We start from the raw sequence: 26,694 nt of genomic DNA on the forward strand, positions 1-26,694 counted from the left end.
AAAAATCGTTAAGGGGATTTTTCATGCTATTCATTGAAAGTCTAGGCATTTACATTGCTTGTTATAGAAAGCTTTTTTAAAATTGTTGAGTAGCATATGCTTAGCGAAAGAGGACTGGCTCCTTCGTTGTAGCAAACTGTTTTTGATAGTATAATGAAATGAGTATGCAGTGAGAAATTTACTGCAAGTAGCTGAGGTGAAGAAACATGCAAAGAGTGACAAACTGTGTGTTAATTAGAGATAATGAAGTACTCTTACTCCAAAAACCTCGCCGAAATTGGTGGGTTGCACCAGGCGGGAAAATGGAGCGTGGTGAGACTGTAAGAGATTCCGTTGTTCGCGAGTATCGTGAAGAAACAGGTATTTATTTAAAGAACCCAGCGTTAAAGGGGGTCTTCACCTTTGTCATCCAAGAAGGTGATAAAGTTGTTTCTGAATGGATGATGTTCTCCTTCTTAGCGACAGATTTTGCAGGAGAAAACAAACTAGAGAGCGAAGAAGGCATCATTGGTTGGCATACATTTGATAAAATTGATGATCTAGCAATGGCACCAGGAGATTATCACATTATTGATTATTTAATTAAAGGGAATGGCATAATCTACGGTACATTTGTATATACCCCAGATTTTGAGTTGCTTTCATATCGATTAGATCCGAGTTAAACCGTCAAGGAGAGGATACGATGACAGAGAATAATGATATAAAAATGGTAATTATTACAGGAATGTCTGGAGCTGGAAAGACAGTAGCTTTACAAAGTTTTGAAGATTTAGGATATTTCTGTGTTGATAATTTACCACCGATGTTATTGCCAAAGTTTATTGAGCTTATGGCAGATTCAAAAGGAAAAATGAATAAAGTAGCACTCGGTGTTGATTTACGTGGCCGAGAGTTTTTCGAACATTTATGGGGAGCACTTGATGATTTATCAGAACGTACATGGATTATTCCTCATATTTTATTCTTAGATGCGAAAGATGGCACGCTTGTAACTCGTTATAAAGAAACGAGACGTTCGCATCCACTTGCACCAACTGGTTTGCCGTTAAAGGGAATCGAAATGGAGCGTAGCTTATTAACTGATATGAAGGCGCGAGCGAATATTGTGCTTGATACATCAGATTTAAAACCGAAAGAATTACGTGAAAAAATTGTTCATCTGTTTTCAACTGAAACTGAGCAAGCATTTCGTGTAAATGTTATGTCATTTGGATTTAAGTACGGTATTCCAATTGATGCAGATTTAGTATTTGATGTTCGTTTTTTACCAAATCCATATTACATTCCACATATGAAGCCGTTAACAGGACTAGATGAGGAAGTTTCATCGTATGTGCTGAAATTTAATGAGACACATAAGTTTTTAGAGAAATTGACGGATCTTATTACTTTCATGCTGCCTCATTATAAAAGAGAAGGCAAGAGTCAACTTGTAATTGCAATTGGATGTACAGGTGGACAGCATCGTTCTGTTACGCTTACAGAATACCTTGGGAAACATTTGAAACCAGAGTATAGCGTTCATGTATCTCATCGTGATGTGGAGAAGAGAAAGGGCCATTAAGGGATGAAAAAAGAGAGAAAGCCTAAAATTGTTATCATGGGAGGCGGCACTGGACTCTCTGTTTTATTACGAGGATTAAAACAATATCCGGTGGATATTACAGCAGTTGTTACAATCGCTGATGATGGTGGCAGTTCAGGTAGATTACGTGATGAGCTAGAAATTCCACCCCCAGGTGACATTCGTAACGTACTTGTTGCGTTATCAGATGTAGAGCCGCTGGTGGAAGCTTTATTTCAGCATCGTTTCACAACGGGAGATGGGCTGAAAGGTCATGCGTTAGGAAATTTACTATTGGCAGGTATGACCTCGATTACAGGAGATTTTTTTCATGCGATTACGGAAACGAGTAAAGTATTAAACGTCAGAGGACGTGTGTTACCGGCAGCGAACCAAAGTGCGGTACTTCATGCGGAACTAGAAGATGGAGAAATTGTAACAGGTGAATCAAAGATTCCTTATTACGGAAAGAAGATTAACCGTGTCTTTTTAACTCCAGAAGATGTAGAGCCGTTACATGAAACGTTGGCTGAGATTAAGCGGGCTGATTTACTTGTTTTCGGTCCAGGAAGTTTGTATACGAGTATATTACCGAATTTAGTTGTTAACAAAATCGGGGACGCTGTTCTTGCTGCAAAAGCGAAGAAGGTATATGTGTGTAATGTTATGACACAAGCTGGTGAAACGATGGGATATACTGCGTTTGACCATGTGCAGGCGTTACATGATCATTTAGGTAAGCCATTTATCGATACTGCAATTGTAAATAACCGTGATATTCCTTGTGAATTACGTCAGTTATATGAGGAAGAAATGTCAGCACCAGTTATAGTAGATGAAGAGCGTTTTACTGAAAACAATATTGATGTCATTCAAGATCAATTAGCGAAGTATGATGATCGTGTTGTAAGGCACGATACATTAAAGCTAGCTTCAATTTTATATTCACTGTTGTAGATGTGCGTTGCCTCGTTTGGGGTAACGCTCATCATTTCATATAGGACAAGATTTTTGTTCCACAATAATCGTATAAGGAGGTGTTGACTGTGTCATTTGCATCAGAAACAAAGAAAGAGTTGACGAATCTTGAGATGAAGGAATGCTGTGAGAAAGCAGAATTATCAGCGTTACTTCGGATGAACGGCTCGCTTTCTTTTTCAAATCGTCGTCTATCTATCGATATTCAAACGGAGAATGCGGCAATTGCAAGAAGGATTTATACGCTTTTGAAAAAAGGATATGACGTGACGGTAGAATTACTTGTTCGTAAAAAAATGCGATTGAAGAAAAATAATGTATATATTGTGCGGCTTGTTGAGAAGTCTCGTGAAATATTAGCTGATCTTCATATTGTTCGAGACGACTTTTCATTTATTCGAAATATATCACAAGAATTGATTGAGAAGAAATGTTGTAAACGATCGTATTTACGCGGTGCATTTTTAGCAGGTGGTTCAGTAAATAACCCAGAAACATCATCTTATCATTTAGAGATCTTTTCGTTATATAAGGAACATAATGATGCTATATGTGAACTGATGAACGGATTTGATTTAAATAGTAAGACGTTGGAAAGAAGAAAAGGGTACATTACGTATTTGAAAGAAGCAGAAAAGATTACGGAGTTTTTAAATATTATAGGCGCTCATAATGCACTTTTAAGATTTGAAGACATTCGAATCGTTCGCGATATGCGTAATTCAGTAAATCGTTTAGTGAACTGCGAAACAGCCAATTTAAATAAAACAATTGGTGCAGCGCTAAGGCAGATTGAAAATATCCGCTATATTGATGAGACGGTTGGTCTTGATATATTACCAGATAAACTGCGAGAAATTGCACAATTAAGAAGAGATTATCAAGATGTAACATTGAAAGAGTTAGGTGAGATGGTATCCGGGGGGAAAATTAGTAAATCGGGTATTAATCATCGTTTGCGTAAAATCGATGAGATTGCAGAGAAATTACGCGCGGGGGAAACGGTAGCAAAAAAATAAGAGGTTAAAGGGGAAATGGAGCTGTGGTTCAAAAAAGAGTTCAGGTTTCATTAAAAAACGGTTTACAAGCACGTCCGGCTGCGTTGTTTGTACAAGAGGCAAATCGCTTTCATGCGGATATCTTCATCGAGAAAGATGGAAAGACAGTGAATGCAAAGAGCATAATGGGGATTATGAGCTTAGCAATCGGAACTGGTAGCATGATAACAATTACAACAGAAGGTTCAGATGCAGAAGAAGCTTTAGAAGCATTAGCTGCATATGTACAATAAGAAGCTATCGCGCATGTGCGATAGCTTTTTTGTTTTTTTTTGTTTGTTGGGGGGGATGCATGTGCGGAGGTTTGACCATAAAAAAGCGCCCTATTATAGGGCGCTTCCGCTTTAAATCTATTAACGATTTGTAAAGATCTTATCGATTAAACCGTATTCTAAAGCTTTTTCTGCTGTCATGAAGTTGTCGCGGTCTGTGTCGCGTTGTAGTACTTCAAGTGGTTGACCTGTGCGGTCAGCAAGAATTTGGTTTAGTTTTTCACGTAAGAATAGGATACGTTTAGCAGCGATTTCGATTTCAGTCGCTTGACCTTGTGCTCCACCAAGTGGTTGGTGAATCATTACTTCACTGTTTGGAAGTGCATAACGTTTTCCTTTTTCACCTGCTGCAAGTAAGAATGCACCCATAGATGCAGCCATACCGATACAGATTGTTGATACTTGTGGTTTAATAAACTGCATTGTATCGTAAATTGCCATACCTGCTGTGATAGAACCACCAGGGCTGTTGATGTAAATGTGAATATCTTTTTCTGGATCTTGAGATTCCAAGAATAAAAGCTGGGAAACGATTGAGTTAGCTACGTTGTCATCAATTGCACTACCAAGCATAATGATGCGGTCTTTTAATAGTCGAGAGTAAATATCGTAAGCGCGTTCTCCACGATTTGTTTGTTCAATTACTGTAGGAATTAAATTCATCTGTTATTTCCTCCTTCTAAAGCTTTCTTAGTCTTATAATACAATTATGGTCAATAAAGGTCAAACGAAACCACTTTAAATCAAAAAAATATGTAGTTGTACCATGAATTATTCGCTATATTTTTGAAATTCCCTGCTTATGTATCTTCAACATCATAACCGAATTACATAAATTTAAACGTCATGAAAGCTGCATACAAAAAGAAAAGAACGCCTTTTTACTGAAGCGTTCTTTCGATATCTATTCTTTTAAAAGATAGGTTACTTTATTTAAAATTTTTTCGATGTGTTTCGCGTTTTTACTATACATTTCGCTTGCTGATTTCGACTTTGTTTCTAGGGAAAATAGTTCAAGATCAGCATGACATTTTTTTAAAGATGCCAATAGTAAAGGCTTGTTTTGAGGAGAAGGCATTTGTAGTTTATCATTATAAATATCGATAGTAAGTTGTCCGTATGAATCCACTTGACCGAGAAAGACATTTTCAATAACGACACCGAGCTTTTCTAGTTCTGAATGTAACCAAGCACGGTTATGCCCGCTTGCTGAAAGGGGGCCATCTAGTGCATTCCCATCCATAATAACAGTTTGTGGTTCTTTTTCATTCGGTACTTTTAAACCGAGATCTTTTGCAGTAAGTGGCTGAGCATCTTTCTTTAATAATACATTTAATTCTCCGCTCGGTTCTAAGACAGCGAATTCGACTTCAGCTATACTGAATGCACCATTTCCTCTAAGAAGTTCAAGTAACTCATCACTTGTATATTTCTCTTTCTTTAAATTATCCTCGAGTACTTTTCCATCTTTTATTAACACAGTTGATTTTCCTTCAAAAAAGTCTCTAGCAGTTTTATTTTTTAAGGAGAGAATGCCAACGAAAAAAGGTACCGAGGCGAAAATAAGTATAGCGAAGACACCATGGAAAAACTTTTGATCAAGCCCTGTAGCTATTTGAGCAGCGATATCACCGATTGTCATTCCCGCTATGTATTCAAAAAAGGAAAGTTGAGAAATTTGCCTTTTTCCTAAGCACTTTGTAATAGTGAATAAAATAATTAATATGAATACAGAGCGAAGGATGACAAGTGTCCATTCCGGTAGGTGAGACATAGTCATTTCCTCCAGTCTACTTAAAACCCTTTATATTGAGGTTCTTCACGTTCTAATACTGAAACTCTATCCTGTAAATCAGCGATGACACTGTCCATTTCTAACATACATTCATGAAATACGCGTTTAGCTTCATTGTCTGTAGAATTTAGCGAAAGGGAACTTAGGCTTGCTTGAGCTCCCCTTACACTAGCAAGGCAGGTTTTAACGCTAGCGATAACTGTCATACAAACACCTCTTATCCTTTCGGTTTGAATAGCAATGCTCCAATGAAGCCGAAAATAATAGCTGCGGATACACCGGCGCTCGTTACTTTAAACATGCCGGTAATGACGCCAACGATACCATGTTTTGCGGCTTCTTCCATTGCGCCGTGAACGAGGGCATTACCGAAACTTGTAATAGGTACAGTTGCCCCGGCTCCAGCAAAATCAATTAATGGTTCATACAAATTGAATCCGTCTAATATAGCTCCGGCAACAACGAGTGTTGCCATTGTATGAGCGGGTGTAAGTTTTACAACATCAAACATAAGTTGGCCAATTACACATATGAGTCCGCCGATGACGAAAGCCCAGAAAAAAATCATTGCGTTGCACCTCCAAATTCAATCGAAACGGCGTGAGCGATACACGGAATCGTTTCTTCTTGTTGGAATGTAAGTGGAGATAGTAAAGCGCCTGTCGCAACGACAAGTATTTTTTTGAACTCTCCTCTTTTCATTCGGTTTAATAAATGACCGTACACGACTGTTGCGGAGCATCCTGGTCCACTAGCACCAGCTATGACAGGTTGTCCTTCTCTATAAATGAGTATCCCGCAATCTTGAAACTGTTCGCTCGTTACTTTTGTACCGTGTTTATGTAGTAAGTCATAAGCAATTTCACGACCGACATGTCCAAGATCCCCTGTTACAATTAAGTCGTAATAAGAGGCGTCAATTTGTCGTTCGCGTAAATGAGCCTCAATTGTATCGACAGCTGCCGGGGCCATCGCACCACCCATATTAAAAGGATCTGTTAATCCCATATCAATCACTCGTCCGATCGTGGCAGATGTTACCCTAGGGCCATGTCCAGTGTCACTTAAAATAGCCGCGCCTGCCCCGGTTACTGTCCATTGTGCGGTAGGAGGTTTTTGACCTCCGTATTCAGTTGGATAGCGGAATTGTTTTTCTACAGCAGCGTTATGACTAGATGCCCCGGTTAGTAAATATTTTGCGCCTTTTGCATTTACAATACTTGCCCCGAGTGCTAAACCTTCCATAGAAGTAGAACAAGCGCCGAATAATCCGAGATAAGGAGTACCCAGTGTACGGCAAGCAAAGCTTGTAGGGGTAATTTGATTAATTAAATCTCCTGCAAGTACGAATTGAATATCGTCTTTACGAAGTTCTGCTTTTTCAGTGGCGCGGCTACAAGCTTCTTCAAATAAAATTTTATGTGCTTTTTCATAGGAATCTTGTCCGAGCCATAAATCTTCATGAAGGATATCGAAGTCTTCTGGGATTTTCCCTTTTGCTTCAAACGGCCCGCCAACGACTCCTGTCGAGATAATAACTGGTTTGTTTTCGAATACCCACGTTCGGTGCCCTTGTAACATTTATAGCCCTCCCCATTGAACGAGAATCGTTTTAATAAGTGCGATGACGAAAGCTGAAAATACACCAAACAAAATAACGGATCCAGCTAATTTAAACATGTTACCGCCAACACCAAGGACAAATCCCTCCGTTCGGTGTTCGATACATGCGGCAATAACAGAGTTACCAAATCCAGTGACAGGTACAGCTGTGCCTGCTCCAGCAAACTGCCCAAAGCGGTCATATATACCGAAACCAGTTAGTAACATGGAAATGAAAATGAGAGTTGCGACTGTTGGATTTCCAGCTGAACGCTCAGTAAAATCAAAATATGTGATATAAAACGTAGAAATGAGTTGTCCGATGAAGCAAATAAAACCACCGACGAAAAAGGCTTTTATACAATTTTTTAAGACAGGGCGCTTTGGTTCTCGTTCTTGCTCGAATTTTTTATACTCCTGTTGCACGGGGGTTAAGTTCTTATCTTTACTAGACATTGCGATCCTTCCTTTTCTATTAAAAAGCGTTAAGTGTTAGACTCCATTTTTTTACCAATGAATTTTAATTGTTTATTAATTTCATCTTTCGATACTTCTTTTTTCTTGATCTTGCTCTCAAGCTTTTCGAGTAACATAAAGATTTTTTTATCTGTACTTACACGAACATCGAAAGTAGGATGTTCATCACTTAGTTGTTTTTGAAGCTTCTTACGAAGAGGTTTTAATCCAAACCTTTCGTGATGCTCAGGTGTAACTGCTATGTAGAGATCTAAATTTGAATTCACTGCTGTGCTTTTTATAATTTCATCCATAGCGAGAGCCCTTTTCTTCGCTCCTTGTGATATAGATTGATTAAAGGATTCCGTACTTGTCTTTGTTAATTTGGGACCTTTTTCTTTCTCCGTTCGTTTTGCTTCTTCTTTCACTTTTTTATCTAAGGGACTATTATCACATCCGGTAAAAGAGCTAAATAGAAGGGCAAATAATGCGGTTATGAGGCCGAGTTTTCGCATAATTATCATTCCATTTCTATTGCAATATGTAATGTGATAGAAAAAGGATGACTGCATATCATCCTTTTTCTATTTCACAGCATAACTATCCGTTATTGCTGTGAGTATTGTGGTTCTTCTTGTTGGACTTCTTCAACGCGTGGGTTTAAAGAATCGATAATCGTTTGTGTTTGCTGCGCAGCTGTTTGGAAAAGTTGCTTCGCTTGTTGGTTATCCGTATCAAGAGCGAATCCCTCTAAGCTAGCTTGTGCACTTTTTAATCCAGAAACAGTTTGCTTTAGTTTCGTAATTACAGTCATTGAATGAAGCCCCCTTTGGAATATCAATTCAAAGGTTATAATTTGTGAGTTGGGGTGAAATTATGATTGGAAAATATAGGGGAGAGTGTTTTGTTAATATACTCATAACTAAGTTGCATAACGGATTATAGGGATATTTTTATTGATTTAGATGGATTTTATTGCTATTATTATGAAAAGAAAATGAAGTGTTTTCTATAATCATGCGCCCATAGCTCAGTCGGATAGAGCGGTGGTTTCCGGTACCACGTCTGCCGGGGGTTCGAATCCCTCTGGGCGCGTCAAAAAGTCCTAACTTACGTTTTGTAGGTTAGGACTTTTTTATTTTTCTCTTGTTATATCTAGTGATAAGATTTACTATTAGTACTTGGTAACAATGCTGTTGTGCTTTATTATTTTCTTTCAATATTATTCAAATTTCGGTTGTAAGTTGTAAATCTCATTAATACATATAAATTAATAATATTTTGGAATGGGTGTCTGTGATAGCATTCTCCTTTTACCAAACTTATTGTACAATAGAAACAAGGGGGAGATTAGTTTGAAGGCAAGTCTTTTACAAGAACAAAGCTTACGTTTGGCAATGACACAAGAGTTAAGGCAAGCGATTACAATGCTCCAGTATAATGTACAAGAATTATCGGAGTTTTTGTATGAGCAATCGTTAGAGAATCCCCTTATTGAGTTAGGTGGTTTTGAGAGGGAGAAGAAAAAGAGCTCTAACAACAGTAAAAGTACCAGCAAACAAGTCGAAAATCAGATGGAAATCTACAGTGTGGATTCTACAACGATTCAGCAACATTTATTAAATCAAATACAGTATTATAAAATAGAGGAAGAAGAGCGAAAAGCAGCTTCTTTCATTATTATGAACATGGATGGAAATGGATATTTACAAGAAACGAACGAGGAGTTAGCAGATCTCCTTTCCGCACCGCTTCATGTAGTTGACCGCTCTGTAGAGCTTGTCCAATCACTCGAGCCAGCAGGGGTAGGCGCGCGTAATATTCAGGAATGTCTAACTTTGCAATTGAAGCGCTTACAAAGACGGAATGGATTAGCAGAAGAGGTTGTGGAAGATCATTTCGCTTATTTCGTGAAGAAGGATTGGCGAAAGCTCGTTCAAGTGTTGAAGTGTAGTAATGAAGAATTGCAGGATGCGGTAAATTGTATAACGTCATTACAACCAAAACCAGGTCTTGCGTTTTCCTCTGATAAACCACTTTATATTGTGCCTGATATGGCGGTGAAAAAAGATGGCGATCGTCTCGTTTTACAAATGAACGAGAGAAATATGCCGAGAATTGAAATTCATTCTGAGTATAGTGCACTTCTGAATGATAGTGAAAGCGAAGTAGCATCTTACGTGTCAGAAAAGTATCAGCATGTGCAGTGGATTATGCGAAGTTTAAAACAGAGAAAACAAACGCTTCTTCAAGTGATGACTATTATTATGGAAAAACAACGTGATTTTTTCTGGGAAGGTCCGGCTTATTTAAAGCCACTTGCTTTAAAAGAGGTAGCAGAAGAGTTAAGTGTGCATGAATCTACAATTAGTCGTGCAACGCGAAATAAATATGTGCAAACACCACATGGTTTATTTGAGATGAAATCGTTCTTTAGTAATGCCGTTTCAACGACTGAAGATGAAGCAGTTTCTACAAAACGTGTAAAACAGTTTATTCAAACGCTTGTTGAGGCAGAGAATAAGAAAAAGCCACTTTCAGATCAAAAGATTTCGAAATTATTAGAAGAAGAGCATGAAATCGTTATTTCTCGAAGAACAGTGGCGAAGTATAGAGAACAAATGCATATTCCAGCGTCGTCATTACGAAAAACGATCGGATAGGTGAAGAAAATGAAAGTTGTACTGTATACAAAAAAAGATTGTGGCCTTTGCGTGAAGGCGAAACAAGTTTTACAGGAAGTACAATGTGAATATTCTTTTCAAATCGAGGAAATAGATATATATGAAGATAATGACCTTTTAGAAAAATATCACCTAATGATTCCGGTTGTAGAAATAGGCGGGAAACAAGTAGAATATGGTAACATTCACAAAGGTGTCATAATAAACTATATAAAGAATGCAGTTAAGAGTTGAATAAGTTTCTATCTCCTGTTACAATAATACACGTAGCAGGGATTATTTTTTTAACCTATGTGGGACACAAAATGTCACTACGGGACGTAAAGTGACCACAAGGAAAAATGAACCAATGTAGTGAGGAGAAAAGATATGCGCTCATGGATTCAGAACACAAAAAAATTATTACCTGATCTGCTACCTGTTATGCAAACGAGAATGCAAATTCTTCAATACATTAGGCTCATGCAGCCGATTGGAAGAAGAAACTTGTCAGCAAGTCTCGGTATGACAGAACGAGTATTGCGAAGTGAAGTTCAAGTTTTGAAAGAACAAAACTTAGTTCACGTCGCTTCTTCTGGAATGACTTTGACAGAAGAAGGAACAGCTTTAGTTCTTGCTTTGGAAGACTTTATGAAAGAAATTTCCGGGTTAAAGGTTTTAGAAAAGCAACTTAAGGAAACATTAGACTTGGATGAAGTTTTCGTTGTCCCTGGTGATAGTGATGAATCGCCTTGGGTCAAACTGGAGATGGGCCGTGCTTGTGTGACTTGTATAAAAGACCGTCTGACAGCGAATAATATCGTTGCTGTGGCTGGAGGAACTACGCTAGCTGCTGCTGCGGACATGATGCAGCTTGATTGCAAAGATTTACATATGCTATTTGTCCCAGCACGTGGTGGAATTGGAGAGGGCGTCGAATTAGAAGCCAATACCATTTGTGCCAAGATGGCACAAAATACGATGAGTAATTATCGCTTATTGTATGTTCCAGACCATGTTAGTAGCGAAGCATATGCGTCTATTGTGACAGAGCCTTCCGTGAAAGAAGTTCTTGAGTTGATTCGATCTTCCAATATCGTCATTCATGGAATAGGTGATGCGTTAACAATGGCACGTCGCAGAAATACTTCAGAAGCAGATTGGTTAAAGATTCAAGCAAGCGAAGCAGTTGGCGAAGCTTTCGGTTACTACTTTAATGAACAAGGAAATGTTGTTCATAAAGTAAGAACAGTTGGTATGCAACTTGAGGATTTACAACATGTATCTCACGTTGTGGCAGTCGCTGGAGGTTCTTCAAAGGCAAAGGCAATACAGGCTGTAATTAAACAAGGGCACACTTCGATTCTAATTACAGATGAAGGTGCAGCAAAACAGTTAACAAAGGGTATTACCCTTTAATATAATCCCCCAAGGAGGAAATTCAAATGACTAAAATTGGTATTAATGGATTTGGACGTATCGGACGTAACGTATTCCGCGCAGCTCTTAACAACTCTGAGGTAGAAGTAGTAGCAATCAACGACTTAACAGATGCTAAAACATTAGCTCACCTTTTAAAATATGACACAGTTCACGGAACTTTAAATGCAGAAGTATCTGCTAACGAAAACAGCATCGTTGTTAACGGTAAAGAAATTAAAGTTATCGCTGAGCGTGACCCAGCTCAATTACCATGGAGCGACTACGGAGTAGAAGTAGTAGTAGAATCTACTGGCCGTTTCACTAAAAAATCAGACGCTGAAAAACACTTAGGTGGATCAGTTAAGAAAGTTATCATCTCAGCTCCAGCTTCTGACGAAGATATCACTGTAGTTATGGGTGTTAACCACGAACAATACGATGCAGCTAACCACAACGTAGTATCTAACGCTTCTTGTACTACAAACTGTCTAGCTCCATTCGCTAAAGTATTAAACGAAAAATTCGGCGTAAAACGCGGAATGATGACAACAATTCACTCTTACACTAACGACCAACAAATCTTAGACTTACCACACAAAGATTTACGTCGTGCTCGTGCAGCAGCTGAAAACATGATCCCAACATCTACTGGTGCAGCTAAAGCTGTAGCATTAGTATTACCAGAACTTAAAGGTAAATTAAACGGTGGCGCTGTACGTGTTCCAACTGCTAACGTTTCTCTAGTTGACCTAGTTGTTGAACTTGACAAAGAAGTAACAGTTGAAGAAGTAAATGCAGCATTCAAAGCAGCAGCTGAAGGCGAATTAAAAGGTATCCTTGGATACAGCGAAGAGCCATTAGTATCTATCGACTATAACGGATGTACAGCTTCTTCTACAATCGATGCATTATCTACAATGGTAATGGAAGGTAACATGGTTAAAGTACTTTCTTGGTACGATAACGAAACTGGTTACTCTAACCGCGTAGTAGACTTAGCAGCTTACATGACTTCTAAAGGTCTTTAATTCTTAATTCTATAAGCTATCAATGACAAAACGAGGGAGAGGGTTTGTTCCCTCTCTCTCTTCTTTCGTTTTAAAAGCAAATGTGTTAAGCTTTTGAGTGGGTTTTGTCAATCCTAACTAGTAGTCGGAGGGAAATCCAATGAACAAAAAATCAATTCGTGACGTAGATTTAAAAGGTAAGCGTGTATTTTGCCGCGTTGATTTCAACGTACCTATGAAAGAAGGCAAAATTACAGATGAAACTCGTATCCGTGCAGCTCTTCCTACAATTCAATATTTAGTAGAGCAAGGTGCGAAAGTTATTTTAGCAAGTCATTTAGGCCGTCCAAAAGGTCAAGCAGTAGAAGAATTACGTCTTACTCCAGTAGCAGCACGTTTAGGCGAGCTTCTTGGTAAAGATGTTAAAAAAGCAGACGAAGCATTCGGACCAGTTGCACAAGAAATGGTTGCAGCAATGAACGAAGGCGACGTATTAGTTCTTGAAAACGTACGTTTCTATGCGGGCGAAGAAAAGAACGATGCAGAACTTGCGAAAGAATTTGCAGCTCTTGCTGACATCTTCGTAAATGATGCATTCGGTGCAGCTCACCGTGCTCACGCTTCTACAGCAGGAATCGCAGACTACCTACCAGCAGTATCTGGTCTATTAATGGAAAAAGAGTTAGATGTATTAGGTAAAGCACTTTCTAACCCAGAACGTCCATTCACAGCTATCATCGGTGGTGCGAAAGTAAAAGATAAAATCGGTGTAATTCGTCATCTATTAGACAAAGTAGATAACTTAATCATCGGTGGCGGACTTGCTTACACATTCGTTAAAGCTTTAGGTCATGAAATTGGTCTATCTCTATGTGAAGACGACAAGATCGAACTAGCTAAAGAATTTATGCAACTTGCAAAAGAAAAAGGCGTAAACTTCTACATGCCAGTTGACGTTGTAATCACAGAGGAATTCTCTGAAACTGCAACAACTCAAATCGTTGGTATCGACTCTATTCCTTCTAACTGGGAAGGCGTGGACATCGGTCCTAAAACACGTGAAATTTATGCAGATGTAATTAAAAATTCTAAGCTTGTTGTATGGAATGGACCAATGGGTGTATTCGAAATGACTCCATTCGCAGAAGGTACAAAAGCAGTAGGACAAGCATTAGCAGATGCAGAAGATACATACTCTGTTATCGGCGGTGGTGACTCTGCAGCAGCTGTTGAAAAATTCGGTATGGCTGATAAAATGAGCCACATTTCTACTGGCGGCGGTGCGTCATTAGAATTCATGGAAGGTAAAGAGCTTCCAGGTGTAGTTTGTCTTAACGACAAATAAGTAGCAGCCAAAGAAAAAGGACGGTGCAAAGCATGCGTAAACCAATTATCGCAGGTAACTGGAAAATGAATAAAACTCTATCTGAAGCAGTTAGCTTCGTAGAGGAAGTTAAAGGTCAAATCCCAGCAGCTTCAGCTGTTGATGCAGTAGTTTGCTCTCCAGCTCTATTCTTAGAGCGCCTTGTAGCAGCGACTGAAGGAACTGACTTACAAGTAGGTGCACAAAACATGCACTTCGAAAAAAATGGTGCATTCACTGGCGAAATTAGCCCAGTAGCACTTAGCGACTTAAAAGTAGGCTATGTAGTACTTGGCCACTCTGAGCGTCGTGAAATGTTTGCTGAAACAGATGAGTCAGTAAACAAAAAGACTATCGCAGCATTTGAACATGGTTTAACACCAATCGTATGTTGTGGTGAGACTTTAGAAGAGCGCGAAAGCGGAAAAACATTTGATCTAGTAGCAGGTCAAGTGACAAAAGCACTTGCAGGTTTAACAGAAGAGCAAGTTAAAGCAACTGTTATCGCTTATGAGCCAATCTGGGCTATCGGTACAGGTAAATCTTCTTCTTCTGCAGATGCAAACGAAGTATGTGCGCACATCCGCAAAGTTGTTGCAGAAGCTGTTTCTCCAGAAGCTGCAGAAGCTGTTCGTATTCAATACGGCGGTAGCGTAAAACCAGAAAACATTAAAGAGTATATGGCACAATCTGACATCGACGGCGCTTTAGTTGGCGGTGCTAGCTTAGAGCCTGCTTCGTTCTTAGGTCTTCTGGGGGCGGTAAAATGAGAAAGCCAACAGCTTTAATCATTCTTGATGGTTTCGGACTACGTGAAGAAACTCATGGGAATGCTGTAGCACAAGCTAAGAAACCTAATTTTGATGGTTACTGGAACAAATTCCCTCACACAACGCTTACAGCTTGTGGCGAGGCAGTAGGTCTTCCAGAAGGTCAAATGGGTAACTCTGAGGTTGGTCACTTAAATATCGGTGCTGGCCGCGTAGTATATCAAAGCTTAACACGCGTAAACGTTGCAATTCGTGAAGGTGAGTTCGATCAGAACGAAACGTTCCAAAGTGCAATTAAAAGCGTAAAAGAAAAAGGTACTGCACTTCATTTATTCGGTTTACTTTCTGACGGTGGTGTGCACAGTCACATGAACCATATGTTTGCTCTTCTTCGCTTAGCAGCTAAAGAAGGCGTTGAGAAAGTATACATTCATGCATTCTTAGATGGCCGCGATGTTGGACCAAAAACAGCACAAGGTTATATTGATGCAACAAATGAAGTAATTAAAGAAACAGGAGTAGGACAATTCGCGACTATCTCTGGTCGTTATTACTCCATGGACCGTGACAAGCGTTGGGATCGCGTAGAAAAATGTTACCGTGCTATGGTGAATGGTGAAGGCCCTACTTATAAATCAGCAGAAGAGTGTGTAGAAGACTCTTATGCAAATGGTATCTACGATGAATTCGTATTGCCGTCTGTAATTGTTAACGAAGATGACACGCCAGTTGCAACAATCAATGATGATGATGCAGTTATCTTCTATAACTTCCGTCCAGACCGTGCAATTCAAATTGCTCGTGTATTTACAAACGAAGACTTCCGTGAGTTCGATCGTGGTGAAAAAGTACCTCACATTCCTGAATTCGTTTGTATGACACACTTTAGTGAAACTGTAGATGGTTATGTGGCATTTAAGCCAATGAATCTTGATAACACATTAGGTGAAGTTGTTGCGCAAGCGGGATTAAAGCAACTTCGCATCGCGGAAACTGAAAAGTATCCACACGTTACATTCTTCTTTAGCGGTGGTCGTGAGGCTGAATTTCCAGGAGAAGAGCGTATCTTAATTAACTCACCGAAGGTTGCAACATATGACTTGAAACCTGAAATGAGCATTTACGAAGTAACGGACGCTCTAGTAAATGAAATCGAAAATGATAAACATGATGTTATCATTCTTAACTTTGCGAACTGTGATATGGTTGGCCATTCTGGGATGATGGAACCAACAATTAAAGCAGTAGAAGCAACTGACGAATGTTTAGGAAAAGTTGTAGAAGCGATTCTTGCAAAAGATGGTGTAGCACTTATTACTGCTGACCATGGTAATGCTGATCAGGAGTTAACTGCTGATGGCGAGCCAATGACTGCTCATACAACTAACCCGGTTCCTTTCATCGTTACAAAAAATGACGTAGAGCTTCGTGAAGGTGGTATTTTAGGAGATATCGCCCCAACAATGCTTACACTTTTAAATGTGGAACAACCGAAAGAAATGACAGGTAAAACAATTATTAAATAATTTGCTTATATAAAAAGGAGAGAATTTATTATGTCAACAATTATTGATGTTTATGCTCGCGAAGTCCTTGACTCTCGTGGTAACCCAACTGTAGAAGTAGAAGTTTACACAGAAAGCGGCGCTTTCGGACGCGCTATCGTACCAAGTGGTGCATCTACTGGTGAGCACGAAGCAGTAGAATTACGTGACGGTGACAAATCTCGTTACCTTGGTAAAGGTGTTCTAAATGCAGTAAACAACGTTAACGAAGCAATCGCTCCAGAAATCGTTGGTTTCGACGTAACTGACCAAGCTGGTATCGACCGTGCTATGATCGAATTAGATGGCACTCCAAACAAAGGTAAACTAGGCGCTAACGCTATCCTTGGTGTATCTATGGCAGTAGCTCACGCAGCAGCTGACTTCGTAGGTCTTCCATTATACCGTTACCTTGGTGGATTCAATGCAAAACAATTACCAACTCCAATGATGAACATCATCAACGGTGGTTCTCACGCTGATAACAACGTAGACTTCCAAGAGTTCATGATCTTACCAGTTGGTGCTCCAACATTCAAAGAATCAATCCGTATGGGTGCTGAAGTATTCCATGCACTTAAAGCTGTATTACATGACAAAGGTCTTAACACTGCAGTAGGTGACGAAGGTGGATTCGCTCCAAACCTTGGTTCTAACCGAGAAGCATTAGAAGTAATCATCGAAGCTATCGAAAAAGCTGGCTACAAAGCTGGCGAGAATGTATTCTTAGGAATGGACGTTGCTTCTTCTGAGTTCTACAACAAAGAAACTGGTAAATATGACCTTGCAGGCGAAGGCCGTACTGGCTTAACTTCTGCAGAAATGGTTGATTTCTACGAAGAGCTTTGCAAAGACTTCCCAATCATCTCTATCGAAGATGGTTTAGACGAAAACGACTGGGATGGTCACAAATTATTAACTGAGCGTATCGGTGATAAAGTACAATTAGTTGGTGACGACTTATTCGTAACTAACACTCAAAAACTTGCTGAAGGTATCGAAAAAGGTATCTCTAACTCAATCTTAATTAAAGTTAACCAAATCGGTACTTTAACTGAGACTTTCGAAGCTATCGAAATGGCTAAACGTGCTGGTTACACAGCAGTTGTATCTCACCGTTCTGGTGAAACTGAAGATGCTACAATCGCTGACATCGCAGTTGCAACTAACGCTGGCCAAATCAAAACTGGTTCTATGAGCCGTACTGACCGTATTGCTAAGTACAACCAATTATTACGCATCGAAGACGAACTAGGCGAAATCGCTGTTTACGATGGTATCAAATCTTTCTACAACATCAAACGATAATTGTAGAAAATAACGACAGACCGTGAGAAATCACGGTCTGTTTTTTTATGTTAAAATTGCTCACCCGTCATAAGTGACATGAAATGTTTAAAGAAACGGTTATAATCAAAATCAACTGCGATTTGATGACTCGGCCAATCGACAAATGGATTAGATTCCCTTAAAGAACGAAATTCCCCGATGCTTGCTCCTTGTGCATAGGATTCCGTCATGACAACGATAGGTGATTTGTGATACGTAAACATAGAGTTATCAAGTAAAGCGAGTATTGGCATTGTGTCATGAAAGGGACTTCCTTTTAAATCTGGTAGGGCATCTTTATAATATCCGTAGTAATAATGATCGAATAACGGTTTGACAAGTGGGACTTTTCCCTTTGCTTCAATGTATTCAGCCATTTCTGGTGTAATGATGGAATATTGAGTGACGTTTAACGGGTATATATACATGTTAGCTGTGGATTGAAGGACTATATTAGCCGCAGTAGGATCGCCATAAAAGTTTGCTTCGGAAATAGGTGTAACATTACCAGGGTGTAAAAAGGCACCGCCCATTACGTAGTAAGATTTAATTTGCTTCATTAGCTGTTTACATAGGATGAATAAAATTGCGAGGGAGGTAAGTCTTCCTAAACTTACAATGATTAATTCATCTTTATACTGTTCAATAAGAGGAATAACTTCGAAAAAATTCTCCATCTCTCCGTTAGTCACATTTTCTTTTGGAATAATTGGCCCGAGTCCTTGTTTCCCGTGTACATTCGTAAAGAAAGCAGGAGGGGCACCAGTAAGCGGTTGTTCTGAACCACCAAATACCTTAATATTTCTATTTTTTGTTTCGTGCTTAAGAAAATGAGCATTTTGTACGGACATTTCTTTTGGAACATTGCCGTAATCTGCAACAATACCGACGATTTCTATTTCATCGATAAAGAATGCTAAGAGGAGGGCCATCGCATCATCAATCCCAGGATCACAAAAAATAAGAACTTTTTTGGGCATATGTTCACCACCTATCTTATTTATCCCACTTTAATGGGCAGTAAGACCCCCACCTCAAAATTCAGCGAAAGCAAAGAATTTAGGTGGGGGTCGGGCTACCCATTAAAGTCCGATGGGTGAGGGCTAATAATCAGTAGGGGGATGAAGAACCCCCCCACTGATTAAAGTTTCACTTTATATATATGTAAGCTTAAGGATAATAAGATTACTTTATTGAAATAACAACCTTATAAATTCAGAAAATAAAAACTTTTTATATTAGGTCAAGGTTTTTGACTTAATTTCTACGCAGAAATCCAGTCATATCAAGGTTGTAAGCGTCTAACATAGGCTGTTTTTGCTGTCAAGTTGATAAATTGCAGCTTTTTACAATTTATACTATGATAAAGATATTAACAGAAGATCGTATAAACATGAGGGATGATGAACATGAAATTTACAAAGATTCTTGTCCAAATTGCTGCTCTTTACGTTTTTTATATGGTTGGAACTTGGGTACAAGAAATGTTAAATATTCCGATTCCAGGAAGTTTGATTGGGATGTTCCTCTTACTTGTTTTACTTAGCCTAAAAGTTCTTCCAGTGAAATGGTTCGATTTAGGAGCAGAAACACTCGTTGCTATTATGCCGTTTTTATTAATTCCGCCAACGCTTGGCCTAATGAATTACGGTGCTTTTTTTATGAGTAAAGGAATTTCTCTTTTCATTACAATTGTAGCGAGCACATTTTTAATTATTATTGTCGCAGGACATACAGGACAATATCTTGCGAATAGAAAGGAAAGAGAGTCGCGATGAGTCAAATATTAATCGGAATTGGTTGGGTTCTTTTTACGGTGCTATTATACCAATTATCTAAAAAAATCTATAAAGTATTTCCAACACCATTCACCATTCCAATGCTTGTAGCAACAGGATTAATGGCTTTCTTATTTATCATGCTTGATATACCATATCAACATTATATGGAAAGTGGTGGCGGCTGGATTGCAAAACTACTGGGACCCGGTGTTGTAGCATTTGCAATTCCTCTTTATAAACAACGTCACGTTCTTCAAAAGTATGTTGTACCGATTGCTGGTGGCGTATTAGTAGGTACAACAGTTGCAATCGCGAGCGATTTTGCTATTGCATCACTTATGGGAACTGATAAAAGCTTAATTTTATCTTCTTTACCAAAATCGGTAACAATGCCAGTTGCGATGAGTGTTTCAGAACAAGTTGGTGGTGTACCGTCATTAACAGCAGCTTTCGTTGTTATTGCGGGTATTACTGGAACGATTACCGGCCCACTTTTATTAAAATGGAGCCGCGTTACAAATTCAGTTGGTAAAGGTATCGGATTTGGATGTGCTTCTCATATTATGGGCGTCATGAGAGCGATGAAAAATAATGAACATGAAGGTGTTATTGGATCTGTAACAATGACATTAACAGCAATTTTGACATGTTTGCTCGGACCTTTATTTGCAATGATGTTCATGTAATAGAAGAAAAGCGAGAGCAACCCTATAGCTCTCGCTTTTCTATAGAATTTATGCTACAGTTACAATAACTGAATCTTTGTAGGAGGTACGCCAAGTGCATACGTTATTATCCGTTTTACTTATTATTGTATCGATTTTAATGATTGTTATGGTACTTATGCAGTCTAGTAATAGCTCAGGCCTTTCAGGTGCAATTTCAGGCGGTGCAGAGCAATTATTTGGTAAGCAAAAAGCACGTGGAATTGAAGCGGTATTAAACCGTATTACAATTGTTTTAGCTGTTCTATTCTTTGTATTAACAATTGCTGTTACGTACTTAAATTTATAGAATTGAAAGAAGAAGCGTTAGTAAGATGTACTAATGGTTCTTCTTTTTTTGTTTTGCCATATGAAAGATGTTTCTAATTAGATTATAGAAATATAAATATGGTACACTAGATATAGAAAGAATACGACTAGATTACAGAAGAGAAAGAGGAGAAGTACATGATGAAATTAGCATCTCCGAAACCATTTACATTTGAGGGTGGAGACCGCGCTGTTTTATTACTACATGGATTCACAGGAAACTCAGCTGATGTACGTATGTTAGGGCGTTTCTTAGAAAAGAAAGGCTACACTTGTCATGCGCCAATTTATAAAGGGCACGGTGTACCACCAGAAGAGCTTGTTCATACAGGTCCTGAAGATTGGTGGCAAGACGTAACGGAGGCATATCAGCTTTTAAAAGATAAAGGCTTTGAGAAAATTGCTGTTGTTGGATTGTCACTTGGCGGAGTATTTTCTTTAAAATTAGGTTATACAGTACCGGTTTTAGGTGTAGTACCAATGTGTGCACCGATGTATATTAAGAGTGAAGAAACGATGTACCAAGGTATATTGGCATACGCCCGCGAATATAAAAAGCGTGAGCAAAAATCACCAGAGCAAATCGAACAAGAAATGTTGGAATTCCAACAGACACCGATGAATACATTAAAAGCATTACAACAATTAATTGCTGACGTACGTAACAATGTGGATATGATTTATGCACCGACATTTGTTGTACAAGCACGTCATGATGAAATGATTAATACAGATAGTGCTAACATTATTTATAACGGTGTAGAATCTACGTTAAAAGAAATTAAATGGTATGAAGACTCTACGCATGTCATTACACTTGATAAAGAGCGTGACGAGCTACATGAGGATGTATATAACTTCTTGGAGCAACTAGATTGGTAAGATCTAGTTGCCTCTTTTTTTCATAAGGGAATTTTTTATCCCGCATTAACGGGTGGTAAGAATCATACTCGAAATTTGGCTGAAGCCAAGAAAGTGGAGAGGGGACTAACTGCCCGTAAAAGCCCGATTGGTGGGGCTAGTAATCAGTGGGAATAGAAAAAATACTGATTAAAGTTTCACTTTATGAAAACTGTAAAAAATCATTAGGGGCGTATTGAAGTTTCGCTTTATACATCCCCTATCTTTCGGATACACTAAATAATATAAGGTTTTAAAGGAGGTATTTTTGCTTGGAAGAAATCACACAAGAACATATTGATAAGTTGTTATTATTTATGAGAGAAGAAGCGTATAAACCGTTAACGATACAAGAGTTAGAAGAGGCATTTGGAATTGAAGGTTCTGAAGGCTTTAAAGATTTTGTAAAGGCACTTGTAATGATGGAAGAGAAGGGACTTGTTATTCGTACACGTAGCAATCGTTACGGTCTTCCTGAAAAAATGAATTTAGTACGTGGTAAGTTAATTGGACATGCACGTGGCTTTGCATTCGTTGTACCAGACGAGAAGAAAACAGGAGACGATGATCTTTTCATCCCGCCTACAGAATTAAACGGTGCACTTCATGGCGATACAGTATTAGCACGCCTTAGTTCTCAATCGAGCGGATCACGCCAAGAAGGTTCAATTGTACGCATTTTAGAACGTGGCACGAAAGAACTAGTTGGTACATATACAGAATCGAAAAACTTTGGATTTGTTATACCTGACAATAAGCGCTGGACGAGTGATATCTTTATCTTGAAAAGTGCATCAATGGGTGCTGTAGAAGGCCATAAAGTAGTTGTGAAAATTACGAGCTATCCAGAGAATCGTTTAAGTGCAGAAGGTGAAGTTATTCAAATTCTAGGTCATAAAAATGATCCAGGAGTAGATATTTTATCTGTCATTCATAAACATCATTTACCTTTAGCATTCCCTGAAGAAGTGATGGAGCATGCTAACAGTGTACCAGAAACGATTTCAGAAGAAGATTTAAAAGATCGCCGTGACCTGCGTGACCAAATGATTGTAACGATTGACGGTGCAGATGCGAAAGATTTAGATGACGCTGTTACAGTAACGAAGCTCGAGAACGGTAACTACAAGCTTGGGGTTCATATTGCGGATGTAAGTCATTACGTTCAAGAAGGTTCTCCAATTGATGTAGAAGCAGCGGAGAGAGCGACGAGTGTATATCTTGTTGACCGTGTAATTCCGATGATCCCGCATCGTCTATCCAACGGTATTTGTTCGTTAAACCCGAAAGTAGACCGCCTGACATTATCTTGTGAAATGGAAATCAACAACTTAGGTGATGTTGTAAAGCACGAGATTTTCCAAAGTGTAATTAAAACGACAGAGCGTATGACGTATGCTGATGTAAGAAGCATTTTAGAAGATGAGGACGAAGAATTAATCAAACGTTATGAGCCGCTAGTACCGATGTTTAAAGAGATGGGACAATTGGCACAAATTTTACGTGAAAAACGTATGCGCCGCGGTGCAATTGACTTTGACTTTAAAGAAGCGAAAGTATTAGTAGATGAAGAAGGAAAACCGACAGATGTTGTCATGCGTGATCGTTCTGTATCAGAGAAGTTAATTGAAGAATTTATGCTTGTTGCGAACGAAACAGTAGCAGAGCATTTCCACTGGATGAACGTACCATTCATGTACCGTGTCCATGAAGATCCGAAAGAAGATAAGTTGGAACGTTTCTTCGAGTTTGTAACGAACTTCGGATATGCAGTAAAAGGACGTGCGAATGAAATACATCCTCGTGCACTGCAACAAATTCTTGAAATGGTTCAAGGACAGCCTGAAGAAGTAGTTATTTCAACAGTAATGCTTCGTTCAATGAAGCAAGCGCGTTACGATGCGGATAGCTTAGGACATTTCGGTTTATCAACTGAGTTCTACACACATTTCACATCACCAATTCGTCGTTACCCAGATACAATCGTTCATAGATTAATTCGTGAATACATCATTAACGGTAAAGTCGACAACGAAACACAAGCAAAATGGCGTGAAAACTTACCTGAGATTGCAGAGCACTCTTCTAATATGGAACGTCGTGCTGTTGAAGCAGAACGTGAAACGGACGAAATGAAAAAAGCAGAGTATATGGTTGATAAGATTGGCGAAGAGTATGACGGTATGATTAGCTCTGTAACAAACTTCGGTTTATTCGTAGAGCTTCCAAATACAATTGAAGGTCTTGTACACGTTAGCTACTTAACGGATGATTACTACCGTTATGACGAACAGCATTTCGCAATGATTGGAGAACGTACAGGTAACGTATTCCGCATCGGCGACGAAATTACAATTCGTGTTATTAACGTAAACAAGGACGAGCGTGCAATCGACTTTGAAATCGTTGGCATGAAAGGTACGCCTCGTCGTAAGTTCAAAGATCGCCCAGTCGTTATCGAACAGCCAAGAACAGGCAGAAAGAAACGTGGTGGACGCAGTGAGCGCAGTAATGAGCGCGGCGGAGAACGTGGAACAGGTAGAAAATTTGACCGTGGTGGCAAAGGAAAAGGAAGAGGAACAGCTTCCGCGTCCACATCAGCATCAGCTAGTCAGCCAGGGAAAAAAGATGGTAACGGCAAGAAGAAAAAAGCATTCTTCGAAAATGTACCAGGATTCAAGAAGAAAAAGAAAAAGCGTAAGTAAGAAAAGAATGGCTTCGCTTTGATGAAAAGCGAAGCCTTTTCTTTTTTAGTGGTGGCTTGAGAGTGAGCCACTTTCGCTTTTTTATGAAGTCCAGCTACAGTGGCTAGAATGTTCGGCGGCTTCGCTTCCTCCCAAGAGGCAAAGAGCGCCTCAAGGTCAGAAGCTCCATCCACCTCACATTCTGAGCGAGCCACTTTCGCTTTTTGTATAATCCAGCTACAGTGGCTAGAATCTGTTGGCCATTTCACTCCCTCGGACGAAGCAAAAAGCGCTTCTCTGTCGGGAGTTCCAATGTCCAAAGATTCTGAGTGAGCCACTTTCGCTTTTTATTAACATTTGTTACAATAGTAAAAATAGAGGAGGGACGTTATATGCCAAAGGGTACAGGTAAGGTTATTGCACAAAATAAAAAAGCATTTCATGATTATTTCATCGAAGAAACATACGAGGCAGGGCTTGTCCTTCAAGGAACGGAAATTAAGTCGATTCGCGCTGGACGCGTGAACTTGAAAGATGCGTTTGCACGTGTACATAATGGTGAAGTATGGGTTCATAATATGCATATTAGTACATATGAGCAAGGGAATCGTTTCAACCATGATCCACTTCGCACGAGAAAGTTACTTCTTCATAAAAAAGAAATTGAGAAGTTAACGGGTGCTTCAAAAGAAACAGGCTATGCATTAGTTCCAGTTAGAATTTATTTGAAAAATGGCTTCGCGAAAATGGCACTTGGTTTAGCAAAAGGTAAAAAGCAATATGACAAGCGTAACGATTTAAAAGAGAAAGAAGCAAAACGTGAAATTGCACGCGCGTTCCGTGATCGACAAAAGATGTAATACAGATATTTACATTTGTAAAACGGCGCGCGTATGATATAATAACTTATGTAAGATTGTTGCACATTGAAAAACAGCTCTTAGTAGCTATCACGAAATTTCTTCGTATGCTCCATTTTTATCATGGGGACGTTACGGATTCGACAGGGATAGTTCGAGCTTAGGTTGCGAGTCGAGGGGATCGGCCTCGTTAAAACGTCAAAGCCTATAATTGGCAAACAAAACAATCTTTCTTTAGCTGCTTAATTGCACTAAAGGTTCCTCCCTCCATCGTCCATGTGGTAGGGTAAGGGACTCAAACTAAGTGGACTACGCCGGAGTTCGCCGTCTGAGGGCGAAGGAAGAGAACAATCAGACTAGCAACTTGGAAGCCTGTCGATAGGCCGAAGAGTTCGCGAAATGCTAATATATCGACTACACTCGTAGAAGCTTAAGTGCCGATATTTTTGGACGTGGGTTCGACTCCCACCGTCTCCACCAATACATAACTGTTTGGTGGTTTTTTATTTTGTATGATATGAACCATAACTTTGCCAGATTGGCGAGGTTATGGTTCTTTTTGTTTTGTAGTTTTATAAAATACTTAAGTTGATGGGTATGGGGCGGTACCCCCTGAACCAGAAAATGAAGAAGTAGTTATTGCTGATAAGCAGATAGATACTATAGATGCTTTTAATGATTACATAATATGTATTTGAATCTTCATATTCTTTGTGTTTTTATCCGTATCTATTGTAAGATTATATAGAGTTCTCCTAATAAGCTGTTATAATGGCTTTTTTAGGAATTTAACATTTACAAATCTTAAATTATTTTTTTGAGATAATTTTTTATGTAACTAAGTTATATTGAAGTAGAGGTGAACCATCGGTGAAGCAGGTGCTAGTAATTAAGAATGAAAGGTCTTTAGCGAAGAAAATCGTAAGCGGTTTAACGCAAGAAGGCTATTTCATTTTAAAACTTCACAATGAAAACCAAGGTTTAAATATAATATATGAACAAGATTGGGATATTATCATATTGGATTGGGATTCATTAAGTATATCGGGACCAGAAATTTGCAGACAAATACGACTTGTTAAAACGACACCGATCATTATTGTGACCGACAATATTTCTAGTAAGGATTGCATAGCAGGGTTACAAGCAGGAGCAGATGATTATATTAGAAAACCATTTGTGAAAGAAGAATTAGTAGCAAGGGTTCAAGCTATTTTAAGAAGAAGTGACTATAATCAGCAAAATGAGACAAACTTTTTTCAGTTTAAAGATCTCCTTGTTGATGCATCTAGCAATATTGTGAAAAAAGGTGGTAAAAATCTCTCGCTTACGAAGCGTGAGTATGATTTACTTGTATTTTTAATCAAGAATAAAAATACGATATTGAGCCGTGAAATGCTTTTGAATCAAGTTTGGGGATATAACGTAGTAGTAAATCCAAATGTAGTAGACTTATATATTGGGTATGTAAGAAAAAAATTAAAGTGCGAGAAGAAAGACAGATATATTCAAACGATACATGGCAGAGGCTATTCAATGGTTGAATGATAAAAGTAAGATAATAAAGTAGTTTGTGTGAAATATTAAAAGAAGATTGCTATAAGGAAAT

The 26,694-nt window shown here is 38.9% G+C and carries 29 protein-coding genes, 1 tRNA gene and 1 other RNA gene; 22 read left to right on the top strand and 9 right to left on the bottom strand.

All coding sequences use genetic code 11. The features are described 5' to 3' along the window. Positions 1–206 precede the first annotated feature (206 nt). The 5 genes from FS742_RS22180 (at position 207) to FS742_RS22200 (ending at position 3,836) form a co-directional block, all read left to right on the top strand. Positions 207–665: an NUDIX hydrolase gene (locus FS742_RS22180; RefSeq protein ID WP_001190080.1), complete on the top strand. Its 459-nt coding sequence runs from the start codon at positions 207–209 to the stop codon at positions 663–665. A gap of 20 nt (positions 666–685) precedes the next feature. Further along, positions 686–1,567 (top strand): RNase adapter RapZ, encoded by an 882-nt coding sequence (gene rapZ, locus FS742_RS22185; RefSeq protein WP_000138462.1) that lies wholly within the window; start codon positions 686–688, stop codon positions 1,565–1,567. A 3-nt stretch (positions 1,568–1,570) separates the two neighbouring features. Then, positions 1,571–2,524 carry a gluconeogenesis factor YvcK family protein gene (locus FS742_RS22190; RefSeq protein ID WP_144615130.1) on the top strand — a complete coding sequence of 318 codons (954 nt, stop codon included), beginning with the start codon at positions 1,571–1,573 and terminating at the stop codon, positions 2,522–2,524. Between the two features lie 89 nt (positions 2,525–2,613). Next, positions 2,614–3,564: a DNA-binding protein WhiA gene (gene whiA / locus FS742_RS22195; protein ID WP_000006563.1), complete on the top strand. Its 951-nt coding sequence runs from the start codon at positions 2,614–2,616 to the stop codon at positions 3,562–3,564. Between the two features lie 23 nt (positions 3,565–3,587). After that, entirely contained in the window at positions 3,588–3,836 is a 249-nt protein-coding gene (locus FS742_RS22200) for an HPr family phosphocarrier protein (protein WP_000250307.1), read from the top strand. A gap of 120 nt (positions 3,837–3,956) precedes the next feature. Here FS742_RS22200 and clpP read toward each other — a convergent pair whose 3' ends face one another. The 8 genes from clpP to FS742_RS22240 form a co-directional block, all read right to left on the bottom strand. Beyond that, positions 3,957–4,538, bottom strand: a complete 582-nt coding sequence (gene clpP / locus FS742_RS22205) for an ATP-dependent Clp endopeptidase proteolytic subunit ClpP (RefSeq protein ID WP_001049162.1) — start codon at positions 4,536–4,538, stop codon at positions 3,957–3,959. 241 nt (positions 4,539–4,779) lie between these two features. Then, entirely contained in the window at positions 4,780–5,649 is an 870-nt protein-coding gene (locus FS742_RS22210) for a DUF421 domain-containing protein (RefSeq protein ID WP_144615132.1), read from the bottom strand. Positions 5,650–5,669: 20 nt separating this feature from the next. After that, positions 5,670–5,876 carry a DUF1657 domain-containing protein gene (locus FS742_RS22215; RefSeq protein WP_085312777.1) on the bottom strand — a complete coding sequence of 69 codons (207 nt, stop codon included), beginning with the start codon at positions 5,874–5,876 and terminating at the stop codon, positions 5,670–5,672. An 11-nt stretch (positions 5,877–5,887) separates the two neighbouring features. Beyond that, entirely contained in the window at positions 5,888–6,238 is a 351-nt protein-coding gene (gene spoVAE / locus FS742_RS22220; protein WP_000575924.1) for a stage V sporulation protein AE, read from the bottom strand. Beyond that, entirely contained in the window at positions 6,235–7,251 is a 1,017-nt protein-coding gene (gene spoVAD / locus FS742_RS22225; RefSeq protein WP_144615134.1) for a stage V sporulation protein AD, read from the bottom strand. The genes spoVAE and spoVAD overlap by 4 nt, the downstream gene beginning before the upstream one ends. Then, positions 7,252–7,728: a stage V sporulation protein AC gene (gene spoVAC / locus FS742_RS22230; protein WP_000095399.1), complete on the bottom strand. Its 477-nt coding sequence runs from the start codon at positions 7,726–7,728 to the stop codon at positions 7,252–7,254. It lies immediately after the preceding gene. Between the two features lie 29 nt (positions 7,729–7,757). After that, positions 7,758–8,243: a YhcN/YlaJ family sporulation lipoprotein gene (locus FS742_RS22235; RefSeq protein ID WP_144615136.1), complete on the bottom strand. Its 486-nt coding sequence runs from the start codon at positions 8,241–8,243 to the stop codon at positions 7,758–7,760. Positions 8,244–8,335: 92 nt separating this feature from the next. After that, complete coding sequence (locus tag FS742_RS22240; RefSeq protein ID WP_000216166.1) at positions 8,336–8,542, bottom strand: DUF1657 domain-containing protein; 207 nt, start codon at positions 8,540–8,542, stop codon at positions 8,336–8,338. A gap of 205 nt (positions 8,543–8,747) precedes the next feature. Here FS742_RS22240 and FS742_RS22245 point away from each other — a divergent pair. The 9 genes from FS742_RS22245 to eno all read left to right on the top strand — a co-directional run bounded on the left by FS742_RS22245 (position 8,748) and on the right by eno (position 17,805). Next, a tRNA-Arg gene (locus FS742_RS22245) sits at positions 8,748–8,823 on the top strand. A gap of 260 nt (positions 8,824–9,083) precedes the next feature. Further along, positions 9,084–10,391, top strand: a complete 1,308-nt coding sequence (gene rpoN, locus FS742_RS22250) for an RNA polymerase factor sigma-54 (protein WP_144615138.1) — start codon at positions 9,084–9,086, stop codon at positions 10,389–10,391. Positions 10,392–10,400: 9 nt separating this feature from the next. Beyond that, positions 10,401–10,646, top strand: a complete 246-nt coding sequence (locus FS742_RS22255) for a glutaredoxin family protein (RefSeq protein ID WP_029443579.1) — start codon at positions 10,401–10,403, stop codon at positions 10,644–10,646. Between the two features lie 135 nt (positions 10,647–10,781). Continuing rightward, entirely contained in the window at positions 10,782–11,810 is a 1,029-nt protein-coding gene (cggR, locus tag FS742_RS22260) for a gapA transcriptional regulator CggR (RefSeq protein WP_001258183.1), read from the top strand. 26 nt (positions 11,811–11,836) lie between these two features. After that, positions 11,837–12,841 (top strand): type I glyceraldehyde-3-phosphate dehydrogenase, encoded by a 1,005-nt coding sequence (gene gap / locus FS742_RS22265; protein WP_000161236.1) that lies wholly within the window; start codon positions 11,837–11,839, stop codon positions 12,839–12,841. 139 nt (positions 12,842–12,980) lie between these two features. Continuing rightward, positions 12,981–14,165, top strand: coding sequence for a phosphoglycerate kinase (locus FS742_RS22270; protein ID WP_001036332.1), 1,185 nt, complete (start codon positions 12,981–12,983; stop codon positions 14,163–14,165). Between the two features lie 32 nt (positions 14,166–14,197). Further along, entirely contained in the window at positions 14,198–14,953 is a 756-nt protein-coding gene (gene tpiA / locus FS742_RS22275; RefSeq protein ID WP_001231038.1) for a triose-phosphate isomerase, read from the top strand. After that, complete coding sequence (gpmI, locus tag FS742_RS22280; RefSeq protein ID WP_029440956.1) at positions 14,950–16,479, top strand: 2,3-bisphosphoglycerate-independent phosphoglycerate mutase; 1,530 nt, start codon at positions 14,950–14,952, stop codon at positions 16,477–16,479. The genes tpiA and gpmI overlap by 4 nt, the downstream gene beginning before the upstream one ends. 30 nt (positions 16,480–16,509) lie before the next feature. After that, complete coding sequence (gene eno / locus FS742_RS22285) at positions 16,510–17,805, top strand: phosphopyruvate hydratase (RefSeq protein WP_000103948.1); 1,296 nt, start codon at positions 16,510–16,512, stop codon at positions 17,803–17,805. Positions 17,806–17,855: 50 nt separating this feature from the next. Here the strand turns inward: eno and FS742_RS22290 are convergent, their stop codons facing one another. Next, positions 17,856–18,806, bottom strand: coding sequence for a nucleoside hydrolase (locus FS742_RS22290; RefSeq protein ID WP_144615140.1), 951 nt, complete (start codon positions 18,804–18,806; stop codon positions 17,856–17,858). A gap of 429 nt (positions 18,807–19,235) precedes the next feature. On the opposite strand from FS742_RS22290, the gene FS742_RS22295 reads away from it, so the two are divergent. The 8 genes from FS742_RS22295 to FS742_RS22340 all read left to right on the top strand — a co-directional run bounded on the left by FS742_RS22295 (position 19,236) and on the right by FS742_RS22340 (position 26,633). Next, entirely contained in the window at positions 19,236–19,604 is a 369-nt protein-coding gene (locus FS742_RS22295) for a CidA/LrgA family holin-like protein (protein ID WP_000673220.1), read from the top strand. Then, positions 19,601–20,293 (top strand): LrgB family protein, encoded by a 693-nt coding sequence (locus FS742_RS22300; RefSeq protein ID WP_144615142.1) that lies wholly within the window; start codon positions 19,601–19,603, stop codon positions 20,291–20,293. Before FS742_RS22295 ends, FS742_RS22300 begins: the two co-directional genes overlap by 4 nt. Before the next feature lie 94 nt (positions 20,294–20,387). Next, positions 20,388–20,621, top strand: a complete 234-nt coding sequence (gene secG, locus FS742_RS22305) for a preprotein translocase subunit SecG (RefSeq protein WP_000557263.1) — start codon at positions 20,388–20,390, stop codon at positions 20,619–20,621. A gap of 161 nt (positions 20,622–20,782) precedes the next feature. Then, positions 20,783–21,523 (top strand): carboxylesterase, encoded by a 741-nt coding sequence (gene estA, locus FS742_RS22310; protein WP_166702843.1) that lies wholly within the window; start codon positions 20,783–20,785, stop codon positions 21,521–21,523. 290 nt (positions 21,524–21,813) lie between these two features. Then, a complete protein-coding gene (gene rnr / locus FS742_RS22320; RefSeq protein WP_000391339.1) occupies positions 21,814–24,246 on the top strand; it encodes a ribonuclease R in 2,433 nt (810 codons plus the stop codon). Positions 24,247–24,617: 371 nt separating this feature from the next. Beyond that, positions 24,618–25,085, top strand: coding sequence for an SsrA-binding protein (gene smpB, locus FS742_RS22330; RefSeq protein ID WP_001123922.1), 468 nt, complete (start codon positions 24,618–24,620; stop codon positions 25,083–25,085). A 125-nt stretch (positions 25,086–25,210) separates the two neighbouring features. Next, positions 25,211–25,565, top strand: a transfer-messenger RNA (tmRNA) gene (gene ssrA / locus FS742_RS22335). Positions 25,566–25,955: 390 nt separating this feature from the next. Continuing rightward, the gene (locus tag FS742_RS22340; RefSeq protein ID WP_144615146.1) at positions 25,956–26,633 is read left to right on the top strand and encodes a response regulator transcription factor; all 678 of its coding nucleotides are present in this window, start codon (positions 25,956–25,958) and stop codon (positions 26,631–26,633) included. Positions 26,634–26,694 lie beyond the last annotated feature (61 nt).

The organism is Bacillus cereus, from assembly GCF_007678085.1.
GTDB lineage: Bacteria > Bacillota > Bacilli > Bacillales > Bacillaceae_G > Bacillus_A > Bacillus_A cereus_BE.